Here is a 26239-nt window from a genome sequence, read left to right as displayed (position 1 = left end):
GCATGTGCGGCATCGCCGGATACATCGGGCCGACCCGACTGAGCGCGCAGCGGCTGGAGGCCTGCCAAGCCCTGATGGGTCGGCGCGGCCCGGACGCCTTCGGCCAGGTCCACCGGGTCACGTCGGATGGCCGTCAGCTGCACCTCCTGCACAGCCGTCTTGCGATCCTCGACTTGGACCCCCGCGCCAATCAACCCTTCGAAACCGAGGGTGGGCTGCTCTCCTACAACGGCGAGATCTACAACTACCTGGAGCTGCGCGACGCGCTGGAGCAAGACGGCGACGGCCCGATCGGCAGCGGCGACACCCCCGTTCTCGCTCACCTTCTCGCGCGCGACGGCGCGGCGGCATTGGAGCGATGCGAGGGCATGTTCGCTTTCGCCTGGCTCGCCTCGGACGGCACGCTGCTGCTGGGCCGGGACCGTTTCGGCGAGAAACCGCTGTACCTGCTGCGCGCTGCCGGCGGCGGCCTGTTCTTCGGTTCCGAGGCCAAGTTTCTCTTCGCGCTTGCCGGCGGCCAGCCGCCGGTCAATTTGCGGCAAGTCCGGCGCTACCTCGTGAACGGCTACAAGTCGCTCTACAAGAGCGGCGAGACCTTCTTCGAGGGGCTGAGCGAACTGCCGGCCGGCCATGTCGCCACAGTCGGACGCGACGGTCGCCTGGACAGCCGGCCCTTCTGGCGCCCGACCTTCGGCGCCGAAGAGTCGGGGATGAGCTACGAGGAGGCCGTGGCCGGCGCCCGCGACCGCCTGGTCCGTTCGGTCGAACTGCGCCTGCGCGCCGATGTCCCGGTCGCTTTCTGCCTGTCCGGCGGCATCGATTCCAACGCCCTGATCGGAGCGGCCAAACGCGAGCTGGGCTACGAGGTCCACGGCTTCACCATCGTCAACAGCGACACCCGCTACGAAGAGCGGGAGATGGTCGAGGCGGCGGTGCGCGAGCATGGTCTCAGGCATACGCCGATCCCGCTTGAGACCGACGGCTTCCTGACGAATCTACGCGACCTGGTGCGGCAGCACGACGCCCCGGTCTACACCATCACCTACTACGCGCAGTGGCGCTTGATGGCTGCCGTGGCCGAGGCCGGCTACAAGGTTTCGGTCAGCGGTACCGGGGCGGACGAGATCTTCAGCGGCTACTTCGACCACCATAACGCCTACCTCGCCGCCATGGCCGCCGAAGACCCGCAGCACCATGCAGAGGCCCTGGAGGACTGGCGGGCTCAGGTCGCGCCGATCGTGCGCAATCCTTTCCTGCAGGACCCCGATTACTTCGTTCGTCGACCCTATGCGCGCGACCACATCTATCTGGATGCGGAGCGTTTCGCCGATTTCCTGATCCAGCCCTTCTACGAACCCTTCGCGGAAATCAGCTTTACGGAGACCTTGCTCCGCAACCGCATGGCCAACGAGCTGTTCGCCGAGAGCGTGCCGGTGATCCTGCACGAGGACGATCTCAACGCCATGTACTTCTCGGTCGAGAACCGCTCCCCCTTTCTCGACGGCGCACTCTTCGACTGGTGCCGGAGCATTCCGACCCGGCATCTGGTACGCAACGGCCGTGCCAAGGCCGTGCTGCGCGATGCCGCCCGCGGTCTGGCCCCCGACGCACTGCTCGACAATCCGCGTAAAGTCGGCTTCAACGCGCCGATCCTCGACTACCTCGACGTCACGGACCCCGGCGTACGGGACGAACTTCTGGCCGACAGCCCGGTCTTCGAGGTCGTTCGCCGCGACCGGATCGCCGCCTTGATCGAGCAGGCGGATTTACCGAACAGCCAGTCGAAGTTTCTCTTCAACTTCGTGAATGCCAAGCTGTTCCTGGAGGAGTTCGCCGCATGAAGTGGTGTCGCTCCTGCGTCTTGCCCGACACGCGCCCGAACCTGGAGATCGGGAGCGACGGCGTCTGCAACGCCTGCCGCGCCCATTCCAGCAAACCCGGTATCGACTGGACCGCCCGCGCCGCGCAGCTCCGCAGCGTAGTCGAGCAGGCCAAGGCGCAAGAGACAGGCTACGATTGCCTGATCCCAGTTTCCGGCGGCAAGGACAGCACCTGGCAGACGGTTAAGTGTCTGGAATTGGGCCTGCGCCCACTGGCCGTAACCTGGAAGACGCCGGCACGCACCGCCATCGGCCAACGCAACCTCGACAATCTGGTCGCCCTGGGCGTCGACCATATCGACTGGCAGATCAGTCCCAGGGTCGAGGCGACCTTCATGCTGAAGGCTTTCGAGCGCTTCGGCTCCACGGCCATTCCCATGCATATGGCCCTCTTCAACATTCCGCTCACCCTGGCGACGCGGCTGCGCATCCCGCTGGTGGTTTGGGGCGAGAACTCGGCCTTCGAGTACGGCACGCAGGACGAAGCCTTGACCGGCTTCCGTCTCGACGAAGCCTGGCTCAAGACCTACGGCGTCACCCACGGTACCACGGCGGCGGACTGGGTCGACGAGGCGCTCTCGGCGAAGGATCTAGCCGCCTACTTCGGACCCAGCAGCGAGGAGCTGGAGACGGCCGGTGTCCGTGCTATTTTTCTGGGCTACTACCTGCCTTGGGATCCCGAGGAAACACGGCGCGTGGCCGAAATCCATGGCTTCCGCGCCGAGGCCGCGGGCGCACGCACCGGCTACTACGACTTCGCCGACATCGACGACGACTTCATCGCCATTCACCACTGGATGAAGTGGTTCAAGTTCGGATTCACCCGGCTGTTCGACAACCTCTCCCTGGAGATCCGAAACGACCGGATGACGCGGAGGGACGCGCTGGAGATCCTGCGAATCTCGGGAGAGCAGCAGCCGACGCAGGATATCGCGAGCTTCTGCCGCTTCGCCGGCACCACCGAAGAGACCTTCTTCGGGATCGCCGAGCGCTTCCGCAACCCAGCCGTCTGGTCTCGCAAGCCGGACGGTACCCGCTACATCCCCGACTTTCTCATCGACGACTGGGCCTGGTCATGAAGTTCGCACCGAAGGACCCGCCCCGCCGCTTCACGGTCGGGAACGCCGCCCTCTTCGAGATGAAGGACTGCGGCGAACTGGCGCTGGAGTCCGACGAGCAGGTGACCTTCACCACGCCGGGCGGCGGCGAGTACGACGTGGCGCGCAAGGACTGGGGCTTCTACGCGACCCCCTCGCTGAACGGCCGGCTGCCGCAGTTCGGTCTGCGCGGGGTGCTGATCCGCAACCGACTGACCGGACGCTACTTTCTGTTGCTGGTCGAGCAGGGCCGGGAGGAGAGTTTCGAGGCCTACTGCGAGCAGGAAAGCCTGGAAAGGGTTAGCTGGCTGGACTCGGACGAAGCGCTCGACGGCCTCCGGGCCACGCTGGAGGCGGCCCGATGACACTGGCCTCGGCTCTCGCTCCGACTCTGAACTGCCCCTGCGACGGCCGGCATCTCGTACCCGCCTTCGCCTACGAGGCGCCGCCGCAGGGAGAAACGGTCTTCGACCTGGAGGCTGCGTGCTACCGCCGAGCTTATCGAAGCTGTGCGCTCTGCGGCCACTGGTTCGGCGCGCACGCCCTCGATCTCTCCCGGCTCTACGACGGCAGCTACGTCGACGCCACCTACGGCGGGCCGGCCGGGATGGCCGACAAGCTCCGGCAGATCCTGGCCTTGCCGCCCGAGCGCTCCGACAACGGCGGCCGGGTTCGCTGGATCGAAGGGCAGATCGGCAGGTCCGCCGGCCGCCGTCTGCTCGATGTCGGTGCCGGCCTCGGGGTCTTTCCCGCAGCCATGAAAGCGAGGGGCTGGCGCGTTTTCGCCGTCGAGACCGACAGCCGGACGGTCGCCCACCTGTGCGACGCCGTCGGGATCGAAGCCTTTGCCAAGGACCTTACGCTACTAACGGCGGAGGAGCTGGGCGGCCCCGTCGACCTGGTCTCCTTCAACAAAGTCCTGGAGCATGTGGAAGCACCGCTGCCGCTGCTGAGTCATGCCGCCGAGCTGCTGACCGAGACGGGAGTCTGCTACCTGGAACTGCCCGACGTGGCCGCCGCCGCGGAGGGACCAGGGCGCGAGGAATTCTTCATCGAACACCACCATGTCTTCAGCCCGGCATCGCTGGTCCTGCTGGCCGAACGGGCGGGCTTCTCGCTCACGGCTCTGGAGCGCCTGCGCGAACCCAGCGGCAAGTTCACCTTGCGCGCTCTGCTGACGGCCGGAACCGGAGCTTGAGCGGATGCTGACTCAAGACGACTTCGTCGCCACCCTCAAGACCGCTGGTGTCGGCAAAGGCGATACCCTGATGGTGCAAAGCAACCTGCGTCGGCTGGGGTCGGTCGACGCACCGCGCAACAAGGGCGGCATCCTCGACTTCTACGTCGAGGGTTTCCGCCGGGCTCTGGGCGAAGAGGGCACGCTCGTGGTGCTGACGGCCTTCGAGGACTACGCGCGCCACGGCATGGCCTTCGACCGGCAGCACTCACCGTCCCTCTCCGGCGCATTGTCGGACCACGTGCGCCAGTTGCCCGGTGCGGTCCGTTCACGCCATCCCGTCCTCTCGATCACCGCGCTCGGCCCACAAGCGAACGCGCTTTGCGACGGACCCCACTTCGAGGGCTTCGGCTACGATTCCGCCTGGGGGCGCCTGCATCGCGCCAATGCGAAGATCATGACGCTCGGCTATGCCATCGCCCCGGACGGCATGACCTTCTGCCACTATCTCGAGAACCTCTACGGCGTGCCCTACCAGTACACCAAGGTCTACGACCACCCGGTACTGGACGACGGCGTACCGCAGCCGGGCACCTGGACCATGCCGGTTCGCTACCTCGACTTCGAAGTCGAGAACGATCAGTCTTTTTTCAAACGCTGCCTCGTCGAGGCCGGCCTGGCGCAGATCCACCCCGTCGGTCGCGGCCAATTGCTGATCACCGACTGCGAGTCGATGGTCGCCCATGCGCTGCAGCGCTTCGCGGAGGACCGCTACATGATGCTGATCCGGCCGCCCGCCTTTCGCCGCGGCGAGATTCCCTTTGATGTAAAAGCGAGCGCAGAATGAGCGGAACCGGCAAGCGCACCTACCAGACCTACACAGACAATACGGCCTACTTTTCCGAGTACGACCGCTACCAGGAACGCTATCGGCAGGAGCCGCGCGAGAGCGACAAGTTGATTGTCGAGCTGATCCGAGCTGGCCTGCGGTCGCACCAGACCGCTCCGGCGATTCTCGATATCGGATGCTCGACCGGCAACCTGCTGGCGCTGCTGCGACGCGAGCTACCCGAAGCGAAGCTGTCCGGCTGCGACCTCTCGACGTCCTCGGTCGAGACCTGCCGCGCCGATCCGACCCTGCAGGACGTTGAGATCGAGGTTGCCGACGCCCTGAGCCTCCAAGGGTCGGCGCGCTATGACGCCGTGACGCTCAACGCCATGGCCTTCTACTTCAATGACCGTGAGTTCGCCCGTCTGCTGTCAGCGGTCTGCCGGCTCCTGCGGACAGACGGCCTGCTGGTCGCCTTCGACTGGTTTACTCCCTTTCAACATCAGCAGATCCAGATGATGGAACGGAGTCTCGGCCATCCCGAGGGTGTTACCTACCATATCCGCTCGACAGCCTTGGTTGAGCGTATGCTGAGTGACGTAGGTTTCACCGAGGCCAAGTTCCGTCCCTTCGAGTTGCCGATTGACCTGCCCTTCCCCGGAACGGATGGCGAAGTCGTCTCCTACACGCAGCGCACAGCGACCGGCCAACGGCTCTGCTTTCGCGGAGCTTTCGTTCAGCCTTGGTACCATCTGGTCGCACGCAAGGCCTCTGGAGCCGCGTCATGATATCGGCTCCGCGGGTAACCGTCAGCGCCGCAGTTACCTTCGGCGAGTTCGATCCCGTGCCGCCTGCGGCCGAGGGTGCCTTGGCGGAGGTCGGCAGGGGCAACGCCCTCTTAGCGCTCGACAATGCACAACAGTACCTTTTCGCCACCGCCGACGGAACGCCCTGGCACCGTTATGACCTGCCCGACGATTCCGATATTCTCAATTGCGGCGGCTACCTCGACAAGCTGCTGAAGTATCGCGATCCAGCGCTGGCCGAGCATCTGCGCAGTAAGGGCGTCAGCAAGGCGAGCTTCGAGGATGGTAGCTTTCCCCTGTTGGCCTCGCGCTCGCCGCAACTCGACCTGCTGCTGCACCGCCTGCTGGTGGCGCTCGCCGGAGAGCGGCCCGGCAGGCGTGTCAGGCTGTTCGACCTGGGCTGCACGGTCGCGGAGCATTTCGACCTGCTGGACATCATGCTGCGGGCCACCAGCGACGGCAGGCTGAAAGCGCCGGAGCTACTCGACTACTGCGGCCTGGACATCTCCGCCCTGGTGTTGGCCGCGGCGCGCTTTCTGCACGGAGATCTCGACCCGCGCCACTTCCGCCTATTGCTCGGCGAAGGCTCCGACTTCGATGCCGGCGATCAGCGGTTCGACCTCTCGCTGTCGGTCGGCGTGATCCACAATCTGCGCGACCCGGTCGGCGGCACCGAACGCATGATCGGATTCTCCGACGTGGCGACCGTGCTGGCCTGCTGGGCCTGCGCGTCGGAGCAAGGCATCTGGCTAACCAGCCATCACGCCGCCCCCATCTACGTCTTCGGCCGGGAAGACCTGGTCCGGCTGCGCGGCGCCGCCCAAGGGCGCGAACTTTTGGTCGCGGACTTCATTCCGGAGGCCCAGTCGAGCCAGCAGCGTCACTTCGCCGGCCTCAGTCAGGAGGCGATGGACAGCCTGGGCTGCTACCATCTGGTGATCACCGACCGCCTCGATCTCTTTCCCGATCTGGCGAGGTTGAGCCTGTGACGCAGAGCGATCTCCGCCGCGCCGTCGGGCGCCTGGTCTTTGCGCGCAACAGCACCGTGGCGCTGAACTTCATGCCTCTGAAGGACTTCCACCTGGACGTGGCGCAAGACGCCAGCCTGATCATGGCCCTGCGCAGTCTGCGCGAGACCGGCAGCCGCGCACTGGTGGACCGCCTACGCATCGGTCAATGGATGGATCGCCTGGCGCTGCGCGAGCTTACGGAAGCGATCCGGGCGGCGACCCCGAGCGAGGCAGACGACCCAGCAGCGCTATCCGTCATTGAGGTCGGCGCGGGCAGCGGCGCGCTGTTCGAGTACCTCAAGTCGGCCGGCGAAACCGAACTATCGAGCTATACGGCCATCGGTCCCGCCTGCGAAGGCCGCCGCTTCGAGGTACTGCACGGGTCCGACCAACTGACCTTCGACTATGCGGAGACGCTTCCGGCGCCGTCCGCGGCCTCGAGCGTCCTGGTGCTCAACCAGAACCAGGCGATCCGCTATGGGCATGGCTGCGATCTCGACTGGCTGTCGGCCGCGCACGCGGCCTCGGGCCCCGTGGTCCTGGCGCTTCGGGTTTCGCTCGGCGAGGACGCGAAGCGCCTCACCGTCAACGGTCATACCGTTCGCTTGCTGGCTATCGAAGCGGTTCGCCGCGACTTGCGGGAGAGCGGCCGCAGCTGGCTGCTGCGGCCGATACCCGGTTTCGACGCGGGCTTCTTCCTGCCCGAGCGGGCAACGACGCCCGAGCTACCCAGCGCGCAACTGGAAACGGGTTTGCTCCTGGCGGTCGCCGGCGCGGCGGCCGGATCTCTGCCCGACTACGCCGAGGCCTGAAGCCGCGAAAAGGCAGTCGGGTCGGGTCAGGTCTTTAAGGTCTTGGTTAACGCTTTCTATGCGACGCTAGCCGCCATGCCGACCGCCACCGCAGTTCTCGACCCGCCCTCTGCCACGCTCGACCTCTCGGGCGCGGGCATGATCGCGCTCACCCGCGATCTCTGCCAACCGCGCACGGCGGTGGTCGCCGACGGCAACGAAACGCTTTTCGCCCGCATAGCCGCCGAACTTACCGGGGAACTGCCGCTCGAACTGATCCGAGTACCCTCCGGCGAGAGCTTCAACGGCTGGGTCGTGCCGCAGAACTGGCGGGTGAAGCGGGCCAAGCTCTACCGCGACGGCCGGGAGGTCTTCGACGGCACGGACAACAGCCTGGGCGTAGCCTACTACTCTCGCTCCTTCTCCGGCGAGCTGTCTTGGGAAGCGCTGCAACCGAAGCTGGTCAGCAACCCGGCCCTGCCCGACGCCTACATGTTCCACTGCATGTGGCAGTATCGGCCCTGGGACGCCGACTGGCGGCTGGTGATGCCGCACAGGCTGCTCGCGACGCTGGGGCCGGGCCGCTACCGGGTCGAGTTGGAGACCGAAGACGCGCCCGGCGAGATGCTGATCGGCGTGGCGCAGAAGACCGGCCGCTCGCCCAAGACCATCGTTTTCAACTCCAACAACTGCCACCCGCACATGGCCAACGACGGTTTCGCCGGCACGGCGGTGCTGATCCGCCTGATGCAGTGGCTGGCCACGCAAGACACCTTCTACAGCTACCGCCTGGTGATCGCGCCGGAGCATCTGGGCAGTGTCTTCTACCTGAAAAACCTGCCGCGCGCGGAGGTCGACCGCATGGTCTGCGGCATCTTCGAGGAGATGCCCGGCACCGGCGGCGCCATCAAGGCGACCAGCACCTTCGCCGGCGGCCACATGCTGGACGCGGCCTTCGCCAACGTGCTGCGGCATCACAGCCAGGCGCATGAATTGGTGCCCTGGCGCTGCGGCGCCGGCAACGACGAGACGGTCTGGGAGGCACCCGGCTACGAAGTCCCCTTCGTCGAGGTCACGCGCTGCGAAGATCAGTTCGCGCCTTACCGGGAGTACCACTCCAGCCTCGACACCCCGGACCTGATGGACCCGGTCCAACTGGAAGAGATGCTGGCGGTCCTACAGCGCGTCGTCTCGGTACTCGAGAACAACAAGATCGCCCGGCGCCGCTTCGACGGCCTGATCTGTCTCTCCAATCCGGACTACGGACTCTACATGGAGCGGCCCGACCCCACCGTGGTGAAGGATCTGGAGGCCGACGCGGAGACCTGGGGTCATCTGCTGGACTGTCTCTTTCGCTACCTCGATGGCGATCACACGCTGCTGGAGATCGCCGAGCGCCATCGGCTCTGCTTCGATCGGCTGCTGCTCTATCTACAACGCTTCGAAGCCAAGGGCCTGGTGGAGTTAACCCGCGCCGAGATCGAACGTCGCCGGCCGGAGCGCGTGGCGCCATGATCGCCGTGATCGACAGCGGTCTCTCCAATATCGGCTCCGTGCTGACCGCCTTGCGGCGGATCGGCGCCGAGGCCAAGCCGACCCGCGATCCAACCGAGGTGGCGGCCGCCGGATCGCTCCTGCTGCCGGGTGTCGGTGCCTTCGGCGACGGGATGGCGGCTCTGCGGAAGCATGGTCTGGTCGAACCGATTCGCGCCCATGCAGAAGGCGGAAAGCCGGTCCTCGGGATCTGCCTCGGGATGCAGCTTCTGGCCGGTGAAAGCGAGGAATTCGGGATGCACGAGGGCCTCGGCCTGATCCCCGGCCGCGTGCGGCGCCTGCGCCCGCAGGCCGGACAGCGCGTTCCCAATATCGGTTGGTGCAACCTGCAAGTTCGTACTGGCGCACAACTTTTTGCGGATACCCCAGCCGACGCCTGCTTTTACTTCGTGCATTCCTATGTGATCGACTGCGCAGTCGAGGAAGACGCCGCTGGGACGCTGACCTTCGGCGACGACCGGGCGACGGTGGCGATCGAACGCGGGCGCATCTTCGGCGCCCAGTTTCATCCGGAGAAGAGCCAGGACGCCGGACTTGCGGTCCTCGATGCCTTTCGCCGGATCGGCGAGGCCCTGCAATGACCGAACCGTTGACACCCACGGCGCTGGCCGGCCAACGCGCCCACCCGGCACCCGGCGGACCGCCCGGCGGTCCGCATCCCCGGCTGGTGCCGGTGCTGCTGCTCAAGCACGGTGTGATCGTGCGCAGCCAGCTCTTCAAAGTGCACCAGGTGATCGGCAATCCCCTGTCCAGCGTCGAGCGCTTCTCCCACTGGAACGTGGATGAGTTGATCGTCCTGGATATCTCGCGGGGCAGCGAGGGCCACGACCTGCGCCGCGACGACCTGCAGCAGAGCTATGACGGCGACGATGTCCTGGACGTGCTGCGCGCGATCGCCGAGGTCTGTTTCATGCCGCTGACCTTCGGCGGTCGGGTCCGGACGCTTTGGGACATCGAGGCCCGCCTGGCGGTCGGCGCCGACAAGGTCGCGCTCAACACGGCGGCCTTCGAGACTCCCGAGTTGATCGAGCAGGCCGCACGGCGCTTCGGCAGCCAGTGCATCGTGGCCTCGATCGACGCCGAGAAGACAGACGCCGGCTGGGAGGTGCGGGTCGATGGCGGACGGCGCGCTACCGGCCTCGACCCCGCGGACTGGGCCCGCGACCTGGAACGGCGCGGGGCCGGCGAGATTCTGCTCAACTCCATCGACCGCGACGGCGCGGGTCAAGGCTACGATCTCGAGCTTATCCGTCACGTGACCGACGCCGTCGAGATTCCCCTTGTCGCCTGCGGCGGGGTCGGCCGCTACGAGCACTTCGCGCCAGCGATCCTGGACGCCGCCGCCGCCGCCGCCGGGGCGGCCAACATCTTCCACTTCTTCGAACTCAGCTACCCGCAGGCCAAGCGCACCGCCCTTGCCGCCGGTGTGCCGCTGCGGCCGCTGCGGCTCGGCTCCAAGTACCTGCCGCGCGAACCCTCCTACGACCGCGCCCGGGAAGATGCCCGCCTGGCCGAACGCCTGCGCCAGGCGGAGGAGGCGGACTACCCGGCAGCGCAGCCCGCGGCCGCGATCAAGCGCCAGCCCATCCGCTGGTGCAGCCATTGCACCTATCCCTCGATCTCGGCGGCGCCGATGGAGTTCGATGCGGCCGGCAAGTGCACCGGTTGTCAGATGGCGGAGGTCAAGGCCGCTATTCCCCCGGATGAGTGGGCCCGGCGCACGGAGCTTCTACACGATCTGGTCGAGCGCTACCGCTGCCGCGACGGCTCGCGCCACGACTGCGTCGTCGCCGTGTCGGGCGGCAAGGACAGCTACTTCCAGGTTCATGTCGTCAAGGAGGTGCTGGGTCTCAACCCACTGCTGGTGACTTACGACGGCAACAACTGGACCGAGGTCGGCTGGCGCAACATGGTCCGCATGCGCGAGGCCTTCGACGCCGACCATATCGTGGTCCGCCCTTCGGTCGAAACCCTGAAGCGCCTGAACCGCCTCGCCTTCCAGGTCATGGGCGACATGAACTGGCACGCCCACGTGGGCATCATGACCGTTCCGATGCGGGTGGCGGCGGAGCGCGGCATCCCGCTGGTCTTCTACGGCGAGCACGGCTACCTCGATCTCTGCGGCCAGTTCTCGATGGACGATTTTCCCGAAGTCACTTATCGAGACCGGTTGGAGCACTTCGCGCGCGGCTACGAGTGGAGTTACTTCCTCGGACGCGAGGGTCTGACCGCGCAGCAGCTCGATACCTGGAAATACCCCAGCGACACGCGGCTGCTGGAGCTCGACCTGCGTGGACTGTTCCTGGGCAACTACGTCCACTGGGAAGCCAACGCGCACATCAAGCTGGTGACCGAGCGCTACGGCTTCGAGATCAGCGAGGAGCCCTTCGACCGTACCTACCGCACGATGTCGAACCTGGACGACATGCACGAGAACGGAGTCCACGACTATCTGAAGTACATCAAGTTCGGCTACGGTCGCGGAACCGATCATACCTGCAAGGACATCCGGGCGAGTCTCATGAACCGCGAAGACGCCATCGAGCTGGTCAACCGCTACGACCCCGTCAAACCACGGGATCTCCTGCGCTGGCTCGACTACGTCGGCATGACGGAAGAAACCTTCGACCGCATGGCCGATACCTTCCGCGACCCGCGCGTCTGGCGCCACGAGGACGGCCGCTGGGTTCGGGACCGGCTGGAGCGATCACGGCCATGACCGATCCGAACCTGAAAAGCGACAGCGACATCGGAGACCCGCTGAGCGAGCGGGAACTCTGCCCTGACGAGCTGCTGGGAGGGCAGGAAGCCGCTTTCGCGCGCGATATCGCCCGCCTGCATGCCAGCCCCGACGCGCATCAGCGTGTGCCCTGCCCGGCCTGCGGCAGCGATACGCCCACGCCCGCTTTCTCGAAGTACGGCTTCGCGTTCCAACGCTGTCCGACCTGTGGGACGCTCTATATGAGCCCGCGGCCGAGCGAAACCTTGATGGCCGACTACTACGCCAACTCCGAGAACTACGCCTACTGGGCGGAGCACATCTTCCCGGCCTCCGAGGCGGCACGGCGCGAGAAGATTCACAAGCCTTGGCTGGCACGCGTGCTGGACTACTGCGAGACCTTCGATATTCGCCGCGACCTGCTGCTGGAAGTCGGCCCCGGTTTCGGCACCTTCTCAGCCCTGGCAAGCGAGTCCGGCGCCTTTACCCGGGTCGTCGGCGTGGAGCCGACGCCGGAAATGGCCGCCGCCTGCCGCGCACGCGGGGTCGACGTGGTCGAGAGGCGGATCGAAGATCTCGACAGCGAAGTCGGGCAAGCCGACGTGGTCTGTGCCTTCGAGGTCGTCGAGCATCTTTTCGCCCCTCGCCGATTCCTCGCCGGTATCGCGCCCTGTGTCGCACCCGGCGGCTTGCTGGTGCTGTCCTGTCCCAATGGCGAAGGCTTCGATATCGCGCTACTCGGCGAGAAGTCCCAGGCGGTCGATACCGAGCACGTCAACCTCCTGACGCCGCGCGCTCTCTCGCGCATGGTCGAGGAGGTGGGCTTCGAAGTTCTGCGCATCCATACGCCCGGCCGGCTCGACGCCGAAATCGTGCGCGACGCGGCCTTGGCCGGAGAGATCGATCTGGACCCCTTCCTCAAGCGCGTGCTGCTCGACCAATGGGACACGCTCGGCTGGCCGTTCCAGCAGTTCCTGGCCGAACAGGGGCTCTCGTCGCACATGTGGCTGGCCGCCCGGAAGGTGACGTGACCGGCATGGCCAAGACCGACCGTCCCGACCTGGAGACCGCGATCCGGCGCTGTTACAGCACCTGGGGCGAGCGCTACTACGATGACTACTACGCGTCGGACAGCGCCTATCCACCGGTCCACACCGACATCGTTCGTGCGCTTTTGCAGAACGAGGGCGCAGGCAGCCTGCTGGACGCCGGTTGCGGACCGGCGTCCATGCTGCGAGATCTCGCCCTACCCGGCTTGGAGCGCTACGGCTTCGACGTGACGCCGGAAATGACCTTAGAAGCGCGACGCATTCTCGGTGAACAAGGTCTGCCACCCGGACGGATCTGGGAGGGGAGTGTCCTGGACGCCGGCGCCTTCGCGCCGCCAAGCGGCGCGTCTGCCGATGGGTTCGATGCCGCCATCTGTTTCGGCGTACTACCCCACATCCCGGCCGAAGCCGACAGCGGGGTAATCGCCCATCTGCGCGACGCTCTGGCACCTGGCGGCGTGATGGCCGTCGAGGCCCGTAACGAGCTCTTCGGGCTCTTCACCCTCAACCGCTACAGCCGAGCCTTGTTCCGCGACCGTCTGATCCGCGAAGAAGCCCTAGCTGAAACGGCGGAGACAGCCAGCGAACGCACGGCTCTGGCGGCTGCTTTGTCCAGCCTGGACGAGCGCTTCCGCACCGATCTGCCACCCTTGCGCGGCGGCTACGCGGACGAACCGGGTTACGACGAGGTACTGTCGCGCACCCACAATCCCTTTGAGCTGCGCGCCCTTGCCGAAGCAGCCGGGCTTGAGGAGATCCGCACCCTCTTCTATCACTACCACGCCTTGCCGCCGATGCTTGAGGCCAAGGCCCCCGCCCTCTTCCGCCGCGCCAGCCTTGCGATGGAAGATCCAACAGACTGGCGCGGACACTTCATGGCCTCCGCTTTCATTCTCGTTGCCCGAAGGCCGAGGTAGGGAACTGGCATGACGCATGCCACGCTTGTCTCTTCGAGTCCGGCAGAACTCCGCGACGACGGCTGGAGGGCGCATAACATCTGGCAACATAGCGCCAGCGTTCGCGCGCTCTACACCGCCCGCGCCCGCGACGAAGCCGAGGAGATGGACTGCCTGGCTCAGGCGGCCGAGCTGCTGGCCCCTCTGGCCGCGCCAGGAGACAGCGTGATCGATGCCGGCTGCGGCAGCGGCTATTTCTTTCATTCGCTGCGCAAGCGGGATCTGACCCTTGCCTATCATGGCTTCGACGCCACGGCCGAGTTTATCGAGATCGGCCGCCGCGAACTGGCGCCCTTCGGCTTGCCGTCCGATTGTCTGCAAAATCTGCGGCTGGAGGACTTCCAGGGCAGCGCCGACCATCTGCTCTGCATCAATCTGCTGTCCAACCTGGACAACTACCACCGGCCGCTGGAACGTCTGCTGAAGGCAACGCGCAAATCGCTGATCCTGCGGGAGTCGATCAAGGACGGTGCCGACTACCGGTATGTTCAGGACGCCTACCTCGATCCCGGTGTGGCGCTTTCGGTACACGTCAACGCCTACGACCGGCGCGATCTGATCGCCTTCATCGAGGCTCGAGGCTTCTCTGTCATCGAAGTGATCGACCGACGCAGCGGCGGGCGCCCGGAAAACGTGATCGGCTATCCCCACTGGTGGAGCTTCCTGGTCGCAACCCGCTGCGGCGTGCCGGCGTAAAGCCAGTCAGCGCAACAAGAAGACGAGACACCCCAACCATGTCCCGCATTGCAGGCCTGTTCCGTTTTTCCAACCCTCGGCCCGGCGATCCTGCCGCCCTGGAGCAGATGCTGACCAGTCTGCCCGGCCATAACAACGCCACGACAATCTGCGCCAGTGCGGGCCTCGGCCATCGGGCTTTTCGGCCCTCCGGACCGGCCGGCGGCACCGGTAAGACCGAGGGACTGCTGCTGGCCCTCGACGGAGCGTTGCTGAACCGCGCGGAGCTTGAGAACGAGACCGGTTTGGAGAAAGCGAGCGATATCCGGCTCGTGGCAAGCTTGATTCGGCGGCTGGGTTTCGCGGCCGCGCTCGAACGCCTGGACGGCGACTTTGCCCTCGCCGCCTTCGATCCGGAAACGCGCAAGCTGCACCTCGCACGCGACCGCCTGGGAGTGAAGCCGCTTTACTGGTCACCGCTGTCGGATGGTATCGCCTTCGGATCGCAACCCCGCGCGCTTCTGACCCTCCCGGAGGTTCCAAACGACCTGGACCGGAAATTCGTCGCCCGCTTCGGCGCCTGCCACTATCGCGGCATCGACGCCGTCCCTGAGGCCTCCCCCTACGCCGCGGTCTATCAAATTCCAGCCGGGCATCGCCTGGAAGCGTCGCCTCAGACAGCCCCGCAGGTACGGGCTTGGTGGTGCCTGGAGAACGAACCGGAATTCGCCGTCGCTCAGGCGGACGAGTTGGCCGAAACCTATCGAACCTTGCTGTTCGAGGCCGTGCGCAAGCGGGTCGCGACCGCGGAGCGGCCCATCTTCACGCTGTCCGGTGGTCTCGACTCCTCCTCGGTCCTCTGCAGCGCCACCGAGGTTACCGGGCGCAAACAGGAGGCCATCTCCAGTGTCTACGTCGATCCTCGCTACGACGAACGCAACGAGATCCAGGACGTCGTCGAGACCGCCGTCTCCCGCTGGCACATGATCGAGGTCGGCGACTCCGTGGATCTTTTCGGACTGGTCGCCGAACTGACAGAAATACACGATGAGCCCGTCGCCACCGCCACCTGGCTATCCCACCATCTTCTCTGTCGGGACGTTGCGGCGGGCGGGTTCGATGCGCTGTTCGGCGGCCTCGGCGGCGACGAACTGAATGCCGGCGAATACGAGTATTTTCCACTGCATTTCGCGGACCTGCGCGCGGCGGGGCGGGAGGCGGAGGTCGCCCGCGAAGTCGCGGCCTGGGCGCATCACCACGATCATCCGATCTACCGCAAGGACGCTGCGGCCGCTGAGCAGATGATGGCGCGGCTGGCCGACCCGGTAGTTCGGGGGCAGTGCAAAGCCGATCCCGAACGGCTGTTTCGCTACCGCCCTCTTCTGACGCCCGAATGGGACGAAATGGGCGGTTTCGAACCGGACATGAGCGGACCCTTCCACAGCTACCTCAAGAACCGCACCTTCCAGGACATGTTTCGCGAGACTTTGCCCTGCTGCCTACGCGCGGAAGACCGCCAGGCCACGGCCTTCGGTCTGGCGCACCACGATCCCTTTTTGGACCACCGTCTCGTCGCCTTCATGTACCGGGTGCCCGGCGATCTCAAGATCCGCGACGGCGTGACCAAGCAGTTGCTGCGTCGTGCCATGCAAGGCGTCTTGCCCGAGGCGACGCGGACCCGGATCGCCAAAACCGGATGGAATGCGCCCGCCCATCGCTGGTTCGGCGGCCGAACGCTGGAGGCCCTTCGCGACCGCGTCCGCTCGACGGACTTCCGTACACGCGGGGTTTTCGACCCGGATGCGGTCGAGGCGCTGCTGGACGAGCACGCGGAGATCGTGGCAGGAGACCGGCCTCAGGAGAACCACATGATGCTGCTCTGGCAGCTCCTGAACCTCGACCTCTGGATGGAGCGTCACCGCGAGCGCGCCGGTGCCGGGTGAATGCCCGTCAACCGGTCACGCCTGTCGAGAGAGCTTCGCTGGCCTGGCAGCTTCAAACGTCTAGGGAGGAACTGGCCCCGTAGTACCCGACCAGACGGTCGCAAAGGCGGCCGCGCCGACAATGGCGACGGGGATTTTCTTCGCGAGGTTGAGGCGGGCTCCAAAGATCGTGCCGAAGATACCAAAGCTCACTGCCGGCATTTCCGCCCGCTCCCTTACTTCATAGATCAAATTCCACTCACGCATTTAATCAGTGATAAATCAGTTAATTCAGAACTATTCCACTAAAAGTATTTGTATATTTATTATTGTATTTTTTGATTTCTATTCAACTTCAGATAATCGCCGAGTTGGGAATGCACAACCGTCTCGCCATTGCTGCGACATACTCTGAACAGTCGGACGGTCGGCGTGGCCATGGCGCGCGCGGCGAGCCCGGGCGGTCGAGAGACCGTCGCGCATGGTCTTTGCAAGAGCGATTCGGGTGATCGGGGCGGCTCCCGCGATCGCATAGGGCCTGAAGCAAGATGCAACGCTCGACAGATAGATCTGCCGGTTTGTGCGCATAGCCGAGGAGGCACGTTGCCGAACGTCACACGACTGCAGCAGGATTGCCGTAGGTGGAGTCACTCCGGCGATGCCGCCTAGCGCCTGTTGTGATGGTATGGACTCGCTTCGCGGTTCCGCCGATCCCAAGAAACAGACTCTACCACTTTGAATCGAGACCAGATTTAACGTCATCGCCGGACCCAATAGGTGGGTCCGACCGATCACTATCTGGTCTGGAGCGCGACTCCTGCTCACTCGTAAGGAGAGAGCGCTACTGTAGAAGTGGTTGGTGCTGCGTCTACTCCGCGGCGTCGCGCAGACCGGCAGGCAAACCCAGCAGGTCCGGCTGTTCCGAGGCAAGTCGGCAGTACCAGTCGATATAGGCGTCGAAGCCGCGCTCGAGCGGATATTGCGGCGCATAGCCCAACAGACTGCGGGCCTTCTCGATCGAGAGTGTGCCGCGTTCGGGCATCAGGCTGTCGCGCGCGTGGTGTTTGACCTCGATTTCCGGAAAGCGCGTCCGCACCATCTCCGCCATGTCGTTCAGCGAGCGACCGTCGCCGTAGGTCAGATTGAAAGCCTGATTGCGCGCTTCCGGCTTGCCAATGGACAGGCAGATCCCCTGGATCAGATCGTCGATGTAGGTGAAGTCGAGCGCATCGCTGCCGTCACCGTTGATCGTCACGGTGTTGCCGCGCACCGCATTCTCGATGAAAGCCTGCCCGACGCGCCGGCTGACGCAGCGCTCGCCGTAGAGGGCGGAGGGCCGGACGATGGTGTAGTCCAGCCCGAAGACCTGGTTGTAGGCAATGACCAGCTTCTCGCCTGCAAACTTCAGTGCGCCGTAGATACCGATCGGCTCGCAAACCCGATCTTCCTCCACGGCGTCGCCATTGAAGTTTCCATAGACCATCGAGGAAGAGAAGAAGATGAAATGCGCGTTCCGTTCGCGCACGCAGTCCAATGCGTTCTCCAGCGTGCGCATGGAATGATCGAAGGTGCTGTAGGGATCCTTGTTTGCGCGGTTGGCATGGGCCACCGCAGCGAGCTGAATCACGCAATCCGGATCGATCGACTCCAGATGGCGGCTCAGCACCTGGTAGTCGCGCGCATCGACGATGTGCAGCGGAATGCCCCTTTGCGACAGCAACTGGAGCCGCTGGTTGATGAAACCGACATAGAGACCTGCATTGGGGTTCTTATCGAGACCGTGGCTGTAGGCCCCCAAGTTGTTGACCTGCAGGCTGTCGACGATCTGCGGTTTGGCACCCAATTCCTGAAGTGCCAAGGCCAGGTTATGGCCGATGAAACCGGCGCCGCCGATCAAGGCGATTCGCCGCCCCTTCAGGGCTTGGCGCAGGGTCTTCTCCTGATCGGCACCGAAACGCGTTTTCAAGGCGCTACTCCTTCGCGGTGTTCGCACCACCAGCCGGCAGGCCGCAAATAGCCGTGCCGCGCCCGGCCCAGCTTCCGAGCGACTGGTTAAGAAACCTCGAACGCCGGGCCGTTACTGTCATATGACGCTCGCTTGAGATAAGCCAAGATCGCGCTGTAGAGCAGCGCGGATCATCGGGATTGCCTGGACCAAGGGCGTACCGAACGGATAGTCGAACACTTTCTGGGACGGAAAGAAGGGCACATGGTCGGTGCCCAGCATGTTCCAGGCCGGCCCGACCGTGAACTCGTAAGTCGGACAGCCAATGCCTGCCGACAGGACCGAGCAAGTCGTGTTCGGCGCCACCACAGCCGTCAGGGCCGTATTCAGAGCGGCCACCTCATCGAGGTCGTCGGTGAGATCGAGCTCGTCCTCGAGACTGAGAATGCGGCCCGGCCAGCGTCGCTCCGCTTCGGCCAGTTCCGTCCGGGCATCTCCATACTGCAGGCTGACGAAGCGGGCGCCCGGCAAGGTGAAGATCGGCTCTAGATCCTCCAACTGCAGATACCAGTGATTACGCCCGGTATGCAGGAGCATCGAGCGCCAACACAGCCCGATGACCGGCTCCGGCCCCAGGGCGGCGAGACGCTCGCGCCAATGTTCGACACGCGCCGGATCCGCCTTCAGAAATCCGCCCGTACCGGTGAAGTCCTTATGACTCCGGCGTACGACGGCAGGTAGGCTGCCGAGATACATGACGTAGTCGAAATCGCCTTCGAAAGCTTCAGCCGAGGACTTCTGCGGTGTTTGAAGCGCATCGCAGACGTCGACATCTAGGAAGGATCGCGCGATCAGATCTCGGATCTTCGGATGCACCTCCAGGGAAAGCTTGGCCTCGGAACCCGGACCTTTGGCGAAGTCCTCAAGACAGGAGAGAAACATGATCTGATCGCCGATTCCCTGCTCGGCGACGATCCCCAAAGACTTGCCCGCAAGCGACTCACCGTCCCAGATCGGCTTGAAGGTCATGCGCCAGCCGTTGCGCAGGTTGGCGTGTACGCCGACCTCGTAGTGATCCCAACCTTCGGCAAGCTGGCCGACACCGAGCAGAGCGAAAGCCTTGTTGTAGAGGGTCCCGGGAGACAAAGGAGCGCAGCGCCCCGCCTCCTCGAAGGCGGCCAAGGCCTCGGCGTGACGGAACTGCCGCTTGCGCAAAACACCGAGATTGTTCCAGGAGTGCACCCGATCGGGGTCGAGCGCGAGGGCTCGCTCCAGCAGACTGTCGGCCCTTTCGAGATCGCCGCGTTCGATATCGATCCGCGCCAGGCTGCAGAGGGCCGGCGCGTGATTCGGATCGCGGTCAATAACAGCGCTCAGAAGCGCGCAGGCCTCCTCGATCCGGTCCAGTTCCAGGAGACAATCGGCCTTCGCGGACGCGAAGCGATCGGAGGCTGGATCCAGCGAGATGGCCCGGTCGAGTGATGCCAGAGCTTCATCGAACTTACCCATCCGCATCAGTACCAGCCCCAAGAGCGAGTACAGATTGGCGATGCCGGGGTGATGTTCGATGGCGCGGTTCAGCAGATGCCGAGCCTCCGCGTTACGGCCGAGCCCATGCAGAAAGTTGGCGTAGTTGCCAAGTACCTCGGCACTCTCGGAGTCTAAGAGCAAAGCATCCTGGAAGACTTGCTCGGCCTCTTGATAGCGGGAGAGACGGATCAGTCCGAGTGCCAGCGTCATGCGCGCATCGATCCGCGACATGTCCAGAGTCACCGCTTTCTCTCCGGCCAGGATCGCGCCCTCGCCGTCGCCCGATGCCAGCAGGATCGCGCCCAGACGCGCGAAAGCGCCGGCGTGCTGAGGCCAACGGTCCAGGGCAAGGTTGCAGGCCTCCGCGGCCAGGCCCGTCTGTCCCTTGGCGCCGAACGCCTCGGCGACGCAGACCAGAATGTCCGGCTCCGGCGCGGCTTTCTGCAGACGCCTCAGTCCGGCCGCCGCCTGGGCCTCCTTCGCACCGCACCAGGCCGTCGCCAGGACGCTCGCGACGAGCTCGCGAATCTCCGGCTTCTCCAGAACCGGCTGCCCGAGCAGCTTCATCAGCAACCGTTCCGACTCGCCGGCCCGGCCCAGGCGCGCCAGTGCGGCCGCCAGTCTGATACGGATCTCGGTCCGGTCCGGCTGCAGGCGCAAAAGGTCTCGATAGAGCTTTTCAGCCTCCCGGTCCCGCCCCGCCGCGACCAGGGCATCGGCGAGGGACACTTTCGCGACGGCATCCTTTGGCTGTTGGCGGGCTTGCTGGCGTAAACGAGTCAACCTGGCATCGGCCAGCGGATCGGCAGGCAAGATGTCCGGGTGTCTCATCGCGTTCATTCTCTTAATGGTTTTATCACTATCGTACGAACAACTTTAACGTCGCAGCAGCGAACTCGTCCGAAGAGCTAAACAAATATGCTTTCCAAACCTTTAAATCTTAAGGCTCGAGCCCGTTTACGCGGTCAGTCCGCATCGGGCGCTCCAACTGGAACGCCGTCCACGATCAGAGACACAGCCTACTGGGCGCAGGCAGCCGAGTCTTATCGCAGCGAGCTGAATAGCCCCTATCACCGGAACCGCCTGGCGATGGTCGAGCGCCTGCTCGACCCGTGCGATCTCTCCCGCAGAGTGCTGGATTTCGGCTGTGGAGACGGTCCGTTGAGCGAAAGGGTAGTTGAAGCCGGCGGCGAAGTCGTCGCGATCGATAGCGATGCAAGCATGATTTCGGTCGCGGCAGCGCGACTGAGCGCCAGTCCTGCCGCGTCTGCCAGGGTCGGTAGCGTGGAGAGCCTTTCGCGCTTTCCGGATGCGAGTTTCGACTGCCTGCTCGCCCTGAACGTGCTGGCCTACCTTCACGGCGGACTGGACGCCGTTTTCTATCGCGAGGCCGCACGCCTTCTGAAGCCGGGTGGTATTCTGGTGGCGACCCACTCCAACTCCCTGTTCGACCTCTTCACCCTGAACGCCTTCACCCTGCGCTTCTTCAGGGAGAACTTCTCGGTCCTCGGCCGCGACTGCGAGATCGAAGCGCTCCTGACCCATCCGGACGAACCCGACCGCGTTCCCCATAGCGTGCGGGAAAATCCCCTGGCTTACGGCACCAAGATGAAGGCCTACGGGTTGCAGGAAGTACGGCAGGACTTCGCGATTCCTCATGCGCTACCGCCCCTCCTGCTGAACGAAGATCCCGACGATCTGGCCAACCGCGAAGTCCCCGACATCGCGTTCCTGCCGGAGACCGAAGCCTGGAAGAAGATGTTCCTCTGCAGCATCTTCGGATCGCGCCTGATCAGGATCCGACCGCCGCAAGATGGTTAGCGTGGGGTTAACGCGCGAGGCGACCCGGCAAGACCTGCCCGGCAAGAACTGCGCAATCGGGAAAATCTTGCCGCGTTAACCGGGTCGAAACTGCCCAGTCGGCAAAGTCAGTCTATCGGCAAGGCAAGTTCTGCCGCGGGATCGGCGGTTTTTGCCGAGTTGGCACGCCCCTTGCTGATGGTTATGCCGGACGCGCAGTCGTCCGCAGACTGGGACAGGTGTCCCGCCCTGACAGGAAGTCGGGGTCAAGCATCCAAGTAGGAGACGAGACACTATGAGTACCCTTAACGTTATCTCGAACTTCGCCGCCAACGTGGCCCACCGTCACCTGTCGCAAGCCAGTTCGGAAGCGTCGAACTCGGTGGCCAAGCTGTCGGCCGGTTCGCGTGTGCTTGCCGCCAAGGACGACGCCGCGGCCCTGGCCATCGGTTCTCGTTTGAATTCCGAGGTTGAGAGCCTCAAGCAGGCCGGCGTCAACGCCGGTCAGGCGGTCTCCATGCTTCAGATTGCCGACGGTGCGATGGCTCGTACCAACGACATCCTGGTCCGCATGAAGACTCTGGCGGTTCAGTCCAGTTCCGGTCAGCTTTCCAACACCGAGCGCGGTCTGCTGAACCAGGAGTACACGGCGCTTCGTTCGGAAGTCGATCGTATCGCCGACGATACGGAGTTCAACGGCACCAAGCTGCTGGCCGGTGATAACAGCTTTGCTACAACCGGCGCCGGCACGGCCATCGAAGCCGCCGACGGCTTCGAGCAGATCTCCTTCACCAACGATACCGGCGCCTTCGCGTCCGGTAACACGGTGCAGATTGGTTACGACGCCACGGCCGACCAGTTCACCGTCACGAACACCAGCACCGGCGTTTCCTACACCTCGGATGCGGGTGTCGCCGCCCCGAGTGCCGGTAGCTTCCGGGATGTGAACATCAACGGTGCCGGTATCACCATCACCCTGAACTCGTTGTTCAACGATACGGCCGGCATCACCGCCACTGCGGCGAGTGGCTTCTCCGTGACCGGTGGTACCTCCGACACCCTGTCGCTCGACTTCCGGATCGGCACGGGCACGGTTTCGAGCGAGGACGAGATCACCGTCGCGCTCGACTCCGCCAAGGCTTCGGCTCTGTCGGCCGGCCTGGAGACCTCGACCATCGACACCAACCTGAACGCCGAAACCGCTATCGGTCTGATCGATACCGCGATCGACACCTTGGCGGAAAACCGCGCGCAGTTGGGTGCCAGCCAGAACCGGCTGGAGTTCGCTTCGGCGAACATCGCGACCTCGATGGAGAACACCGAGGCGGCCCGTTCGGCACTGATGGACTTGGACGTTGCTGCGGAGATGACGAACTTCACCTCCAAGCAGATCCTGATGCAGTCCGGTGTGTCGATGCTGGCCCAGGCCAACCAGATGCCGCAGAACCTGCTGCGTCTGCTGGGCTGATCCAGTTCCTTCGGCCGGGGAGGGGGTTCGCCCCCTCCCCACCTTTTTCTCCCGTGTCGTCTTCTTTCTCAGCTTTTCACGCTTCGCCGCTCTAACAGCAGTTTTTTGGCACCGATCTTGCTTTTGTTTTCCTGACAGTCTCCATCAGGAGCCTTTTTTTGCGAAGCACAGCATAGGTGGCGCCGACCGCCGCCAGGGCAGACAGGCCCGACGACGGTCGACCCGATAGAGCCATGGAAGTCACATCGCTAGTCCCCTCGCCCCAGCCTGCCGCTCGACCTGCGGCAATCGGGGCCGACGCGTCCGGCAACTCGGACGCCCGGCAGCGCGTCGAGCCGGTGGAGCGCCTGTTCGAGCAGGCCGTCTCGAAGACGCAGGACGTCGCCGAAGAGCCGCTGGGCAAGAGACCGCAAAAGCTCAAGGTGACGCTCGACATCGAGGAAGGCACCAATCGTGTGATCGCCAGCCTCATCGATCCCGAAACGGGAGAGGTCAAGCAAGAGTTGCCGCCGGAGGAGCTGCTCGAAAGCGCCGCCCAGTTGCGCGAGCTGCTCGATCGAATCATCGATATCAAGGTCTGAACCAGCCATGTCAGACGTCAGCGCCTCATCCAACAGTCTCGTCGTCGACGGAAACGGACGCGTCCGTTTCTCGGGTCTCGGATCGGGAATCGATTTCGAGTCCGCCGTCGAGGGCATCATGCAGGCTCGCCGGATTCCCGTGGACCGGCTCGAAGCCCAGATCGAGAGCGGCAGCGAGAAGCTCACAGCGCTGGCCGATCTGCGGACGTTGATGAACAACCTGCGGACCTCGCTCGACGATCTCTACGGCCGTCAGACGCTGGGAAACAGCGGCAACATCTTCGAAAACAAATCCACCTTCGCCTCTACTTCCCGCCTGGATGGCGGAAATGCCTCCAACGCCGCGAACCTGATCGGCGTCGCCGTCACCAATGCGGCCGAGACCGGCACCAACGAAATCGAAATCGACCAGATTGCGCGGGCGCAGCGGATCGGGAGCCTCACCTTTACCAGCACCACGGCCGATCTGGGCACGGCAAGCGGTGGCGCGGCCGGCTCGATCGCGGGAACCTTCGACATCAACGGCACGACCATCACGGTGGACGCCACCGATTCCCTGCTGGCCGTGCGCGATCGGATCAACGCCGCCAACGCCGGCGCGGATGCGACCGGCGTGCGGGCCTCTGTCGTCTCCGTGAACGACAGCGAGCATATTCTCGTTCTGACGGCGGAGAAGACGGGCACCAACATCGCACTGGACAACGAAACCGGCGGAGTGCTGTCGGAGTTGGGGGTCTCGAACGATGGCGGAACCACGCTTCTGAACGAACTTCAGTCGCCGCGTACGGCCCAATTCTATGCCAACGGACTGCTCGATCAGGACAAGTGGCACTCGCAGCGTTTGACCGCCGGCGCTGCCCTCTCGACCTTCGGCGTGGACGCGGGTCCCTTCAGTTTCGAGATCCGCGACGCCAGCGACACGCTGCTTGGGACCGTCAACTACAGCGGCACGGACAGCGTCACAGACCTGGCCAACTCGATCAACGCGATTGCCGGGGTGAGCGCCAGTGTGGTCACGACCGGCGGCGCGACCCGCCTGGAGATCACCGGCGACGGCGGGCAGACGATCAACCTCTCCGGAGATACGGGGAGCGCCATCGAAGACCTTGGGCTGACCAACAAGCAGCTGATCGAGCGCGACAGCAACACCATTTCCGACCTCTTCGGCGGCGTCACCCTGACCCTCTTCGGCTCCGAGCCCGGCACCACGATCAGGGTGGAAGTCGAACGCGACCTGAATGCGGTCAAGACAGCGGTATCTGGGTTCGCGACGGCTTATAACGAGCTGAAGATCTTCATGAACCAGCAACAGCTCTCGAACCCGGATACGGGTGAGGCGACTGAGGAAACCGGCGCCCTCTTCCGCAACCCGACCTTGGGTGCGATCGAGCAAGCACTGACCGGCGTGCTGGGCAACGGAGCGGAAGGCACCTCCAGCACCTTCACCGTGCTGGCGCAGATCGGCATCGACTTCGTCAACAACGACGCCGTTGCCGATCCGCTGCTGCGGGACACCCTCAATATCGACGAGACCGAACTCGACGAGGCGTTGCTCAATAACATCGACGACATCGAACGCCTCTTCGCATTCGACTTCTCCAGCTCCGACCCGCGGGTTCAGCTGCTCAGCTTTACCGGCGCCACGACCTACGACGCCGGCGGCTATACGGTGAACATCGGGAATTACGGCTCGGCGAGCGAGTTGTCGGGCGAGGCGAACAGCGATACCGCAACCCTGAACGACGGCACGGATTCCGTCGGCGCGACGACCTCCGGCAGCTTCGATATCAACGGGACGGCCATCGCCTACGATGTGACGACGGACTCGTTGGATAGTCTGGCCGACGCCATCAATGCGGCGGGTATCGCCGGTGTCTCGGCCCGCGTCGTCGACGGGGACGGCGGCGGCAGGCAGATCTCGATCACCTCGAACCAGGATCCTCTGGTCGTCAACAACGATACCGGCGATCTGGTGGGCGCACTCGCCCTCACGACCGAGGATTACCTTGTCGGTTCGGCCAACGTCGGCGGTGCGGGCGACGGCAGTGACGATGGGACGGCAACGACCTCCGGCCGCATCATCACGGTAACCGACCAGAACGGCGCCGAAGGACTTCGGCTGCTCTACAACGGCGCGGGCGACGCCAGCAATATCGATGTCAACTTCACCATCGGCGTCGGCGCGAAGATGTTCTTCGAGCTGGAACAACTGCTCGACAGCCAGAGTGGGTCTCTTGAGGCCGAGGTCGATACGCTGAACGAACAGAACCGCGCGGCGGAGACGCGTGTCGACGAGATGATCGTACGCTTGGACTACCAACGCGAACGGCTGCTGGAGCGCTTCATCGTCATGGAACAGAGCCTGGCCCGGATGAATTCCATACTCGACCAGATCCGCGAAATCACCAACGCCGGCAACAGCGATAACTAGCGTTTCGATGCCCTCCCTT

General features: G+C 64.5%; 21 protein-coding genes. 19 read left to right on the top strand and 2 right to left on the bottom strand.

The window, feature by feature from the left end; translation table 11 throughout:
• Window positions 1-2: 2 nt before the first annotated feature.
• The 15 genes from asnB to DBZ32_RS14995 all read left to right on the top strand — a co-directional run bounded on the left by asnB (window position 3) and on the right by DBZ32_RS14995 (window position 16486).
• Window positions 3-1841: an asparagine synthase (glutamine-hydrolyzing) gene (asnB, locus tag DBZ32_RS15065; protein WP_119168011.1), complete on the top strand. Its 1839-nt coding sequence runs from the start codon at window positions 3-5 to the stop codon at window positions 1839-1841.
• Window positions 1838-2959 (top strand): N-acetyl sugar amidotransferase, encoded by a 1122-nt coding sequence (locus DBZ32_RS15060; RefSeq protein WP_119168010.1) that lies wholly within the window; start codon window positions 1838-1840, stop codon window positions 2957-2959. The genes asnB and DBZ32_RS15060 overlap by 4 nt, the downstream gene beginning before the upstream one ends.
• Window positions 2956-3342 (top strand): hypothetical protein, encoded by a 387-nt coding sequence (locus DBZ32_RS15055; protein WP_119168009.1) that lies wholly within the window; start codon window positions 2956-2958, stop codon window positions 3340-3342. The genes DBZ32_RS15060 and DBZ32_RS15055 overlap by 4 nt, the downstream gene beginning before the upstream one ends.
• Complete coding sequence (locus tag DBZ32_RS15050; protein WP_119168008.1) at window positions 3339-4175, top strand: class I SAM-dependent methyltransferase; 837 nt, start codon at window positions 3339-3341, stop codon at window positions 4173-4175. Before DBZ32_RS15055 ends, DBZ32_RS15050 begins: the two co-directional genes overlap by 4 nt.
• Window positions 4176-4179: 4 nt before the next feature.
• Window positions 4180-5001 (top strand): AAC(3) family N-acetyltransferase, encoded by an 822-nt coding sequence (locus tag DBZ32_RS15045; RefSeq protein ID WP_119168007.1) that lies wholly within the window; start codon window positions 4180-4182, stop codon window positions 4999-5001.
• Window positions 4998-5771: a class I SAM-dependent methyltransferase gene (locus DBZ32_RS15040; RefSeq protein WP_119168006.1), complete on the top strand. Its 774-nt coding sequence runs from the start codon at window positions 4998-5000 to the stop codon at window positions 5769-5771. The genes DBZ32_RS15045 and DBZ32_RS15040 overlap by 4 nt, the downstream gene beginning before the upstream one ends.
• A complete protein-coding gene (locus DBZ32_RS15035; RefSeq protein WP_119168005.1) occupies window positions 5768-6778 on the top strand; it encodes a class I SAM-dependent methyltransferase in 1011 nt (336 codons plus the stop codon). Before DBZ32_RS15040 ends, DBZ32_RS15035 begins: the two co-directional genes overlap by 4 nt.
• Window positions 6775-7611 carry a hypothetical protein gene (locus DBZ32_RS15030; RefSeq protein ID WP_119168004.1) on the top strand — a complete coding sequence of 279 codons (837 nt, stop codon included), beginning with the start codon at window positions 6775-6777 and terminating at the stop codon, window positions 7609-7611. The genes DBZ32_RS15035 and DBZ32_RS15030 overlap by 4 nt, the downstream gene beginning before the upstream one ends.
• Window positions 7612-7686: 75 nt before the next feature.
• The gene (locus DBZ32_RS15025) at window positions 7687-9105 is read left to right on the top strand and encodes a DUF4910 domain-containing protein (protein ID WP_119168003.1); all 1419 of its coding nucleotides are present in this window, start codon (window positions 7687-7689) and stop codon (window positions 9103-9105) included.
• Window positions 9102-9725 (top strand): imidazole glycerol phosphate synthase subunit HisH, encoded by a 624-nt coding sequence (gene hisH, locus DBZ32_RS15020; protein ID WP_119168002.1) that lies wholly within the window; start codon window positions 9102-9104, stop codon window positions 9723-9725. The genes DBZ32_RS15025 and hisH overlap by 4 nt, the downstream gene beginning before the upstream one ends.
• Window positions 9722-11863, top strand: a complete 2142-nt coding sequence (locus tag DBZ32_RS15015; protein ID WP_119168001.1) for an N-acetyl sugar amidotransferase — start codon at window positions 9722-9724, stop codon at window positions 11861-11863. The genes hisH and DBZ32_RS15015 overlap by 4 nt, the downstream gene beginning before the upstream one ends.
• On the top strand, window positions 11860-12894 hold the full coding sequence (locus tag DBZ32_RS15010; protein WP_119168000.1) for a class I SAM-dependent methyltransferase: 1035 nt from the start codon (window positions 11860-11862) through the stop codon (window positions 12892-12894). The genes DBZ32_RS15015 and DBZ32_RS15010 overlap by 4 nt, the downstream gene beginning before the upstream one ends.
• 5 nt (window positions 12895-12899) lie before the next feature.
• Window positions 12900-13829 carry a class I SAM-dependent methyltransferase gene (locus DBZ32_RS15005; protein WP_162906774.1) on the top strand — a complete coding sequence of 310 codons (930 nt, stop codon included), beginning with the start codon at window positions 12900-12902 and terminating at the stop codon, window positions 13827-13829.
• Window positions 13830-13838: 9 nt separating this feature from the next.
• Window positions 13839-14564 carry a class I SAM-dependent methyltransferase gene (locus DBZ32_RS15000; protein WP_119167998.1) on the top strand — a complete coding sequence of 242 codons (726 nt, stop codon included), beginning with the start codon at window positions 13839-13841 and terminating at the stop codon, window positions 14562-14564.
• A 38-nt stretch (window positions 14565-14602) separates the two neighbouring features.
• A complete protein-coding gene (locus DBZ32_RS14995) occupies window positions 14603-16486 on the top strand; it encodes an asparagine synthetase B family protein (RefSeq protein WP_119167997.1) in 1884 nt (627 codons plus the stop codon).
• Between the two features lie 847 nt (window positions 16487-17333).
• Here DBZ32_RS14995 and DBZ32_RS14985 read toward each other — a convergent pair.
• Window positions 17334-18431 (bottom strand): NAD-dependent epimerase/dehydratase family protein, encoded by a 1098-nt coding sequence (locus tag DBZ32_RS14985; protein ID WP_208539246.1) that lies wholly within the window; start codon window positions 18429-18431, stop codon window positions 17334-17336.
• A 117-nt stretch (window positions 18432-18548) separates the two neighbouring features.
• Window positions 18549-20669: a tetratricopeptide repeat protein gene (locus DBZ32_RS14980; protein ID WP_162906773.1), complete on the bottom strand. Its 2121-nt coding sequence runs from the start codon at window positions 20667-20669 to the stop codon at window positions 18549-18551.
• A 189-nt stretch (window positions 20670-20858) separates the two neighbouring features.
• Here DBZ32_RS14980 and DBZ32_RS14975 point away from each other — a divergent pair, with 189 nt between their 5' ends.
• The 4 genes from DBZ32_RS14975 to fliD all read left to right on the top strand — a co-directional run bounded on the left by DBZ32_RS14975 (window position 20859) and on the right by fliD (window position 26220).
• A complete protein-coding gene (locus DBZ32_RS14975; protein ID WP_119167994.1) occupies window positions 20859-21761 on the top strand; it encodes a class I SAM-dependent methyltransferase in 903 nt (300 codons plus the stop codon).
• Between the two features lie 274 nt (window positions 21762-22035).
• Window positions 22036-23208, top strand: a complete 1173-nt coding sequence (locus DBZ32_RS14970) for a flagellin N-terminal helical domain-containing protein (RefSeq protein ID WP_119167993.1) — start codon at window positions 22036-22038, stop codon at window positions 23206-23208.
• Window positions 23209-23441: 233 nt separating this feature from the next.
• Entirely contained in the window at window positions 23442-23789 is a 348-nt protein-coding gene (locus DBZ32_RS14965; protein WP_119167992.1) for a flagellar protein FlaG, read from the top strand.
• A 7-nt stretch (window positions 23790-23796) separates the two neighbouring features.
• Window positions 23797-26220, top strand: a complete 2424-nt coding sequence (gene fliD / locus DBZ32_RS14960; protein ID WP_119167991.1) for a flagellar filament capping protein FliD — start codon at window positions 23797-23799, stop codon at window positions 26218-26220.
• Window positions 26221-26239 lie beyond the last annotated feature (19 nt).

This window comes from Algihabitans albus (assembly GCF_003572205.1).
GTDB lineage: Bacteria > Pseudomonadota > Alphaproteobacteria > Kiloniellales > DSM-21159 > Algihabitans > Algihabitans albus.
This window is presented reverse-complemented; position numbering and strand designations above follow the sequence as displayed.

Excerpts from the sequence above, each read along its gene's own strand:
- hisH (WP_119168002.1), top strand. The coding sequence starts at position 9,102 with ATGATCGCCGTGATCGACAGCGGTCTCTCCAATATCGGCTCCGTGCTG.
- DBZ32_RS15050 (WP_119168008.1), top strand. The coding sequence starts at position 3,339 with ATGACACTGGCCTCGGCTCTCGCTCCGACTCTGAACTGCCCCTGCGAC.
- DBZ32_RS14995 (WP_119167997.1), top strand. The coding sequence starts at position 14,603 with ATGTCCCGCATTGCAGGCCTGTTCCGTTTTTCCAACCCTCGGCCCGGC.
- DBZ32_RS15060 (WP_119168010.1), top strand. The coding sequence starts at position 1,838 with ATGAAGTGGTGTCGCTCCTGCGTCTTGCCCGACACGCGCCCGAACCTG.
- DBZ32_RS14965 (WP_119167992.1), top strand. The coding sequence starts at position 23,442 with ATGGAAGTCACATCGCTAGTCCCCTCGCCCCAGCCTGCCGCTCGACCT.
- DBZ32_RS15015 (WP_119168001.1), top strand. The coding sequence starts at position 9,722 with ATGACCGAACCGTTGACACCCACGGCGCTGGCCGGCCAACGCGCCCAC.
- DBZ32_RS15055 (WP_119168009.1), top strand. The coding sequence starts at position 2,956 with ATGAAGTTCGCACCGAAGGACCCGCCCCGCCGCTTCACGGTCGGGAAC.
- DBZ32_RS15010 (WP_119168000.1), top strand. The coding sequence starts at position 11,860 with ATGACCGATCCGAACCTGAAAAGCGACAGCGACATCGGAGACCCGCTG.
- DBZ32_RS15045 (WP_119168007.1), top strand. The coding sequence starts at position 4,180 with ATGCTGACTCAAGACGACTTCGTCGCCACCCTCAAGACCGCTGGTGTC.
- DBZ32_RS15040 (WP_119168006.1), top strand. The coding sequence starts at position 4,998 with ATGAGCGGAACCGGCAAGCGCACCTACCAGACCTACACAGACAATACG.
- DBZ32_RS14975 (WP_119167994.1), top strand. The coding sequence starts at position 20,859 with ATGCTTTCCAAACCTTTAAATCTTAAGGCTCGAGCCCGTTTACGCGGT.
- asnB (WP_119168011.1), top strand. The coding sequence starts at position 3 with ATGTGCGGCATCGCCGGATACATCGGGCCGACCCGACTGAGCGCGCAG.
- DBZ32_RS15000 (WP_119167998.1), top strand. The coding sequence starts at position 13,839 with ATGACGCATGCCACGCTTGTCTCTTCGAGTCCGGCAGAACTCCGCGAC.
- DBZ32_RS14970 (WP_119167993.1), top strand. The coding sequence starts at position 22,036 with ATGAGTACCCTTAACGTTATCTCGAACTTCGCCGCCAACGTGGCCCAC.
- fliD (WP_119167991.1), top strand. The coding sequence starts at position 23,797 with ATGTCAGACGTCAGCGCCTCATCCAACAGTCTCGTCGTCGACGGAAAC.
- DBZ32_RS15025 (WP_119168003.1), top strand. The coding sequence starts at position 7,687 with ATGCCGACCGCCACCGCAGTTCTCGACCCGCCCTCTGCCACGCTCGAC.
- DBZ32_RS15035 (WP_119168005.1), top strand. The coding sequence starts at position 5,768 with ATGATATCGGCTCCGCGGGTAACCGTCAGCGCCGCAGTTACCTTCGGC.
- DBZ32_RS15005 (WP_162906774.1), top strand. The coding sequence starts at position 12,900 with ATGGCCAAGACCGACCGTCCCGACCTGGAGACCGCGATCCGGCGCTGT.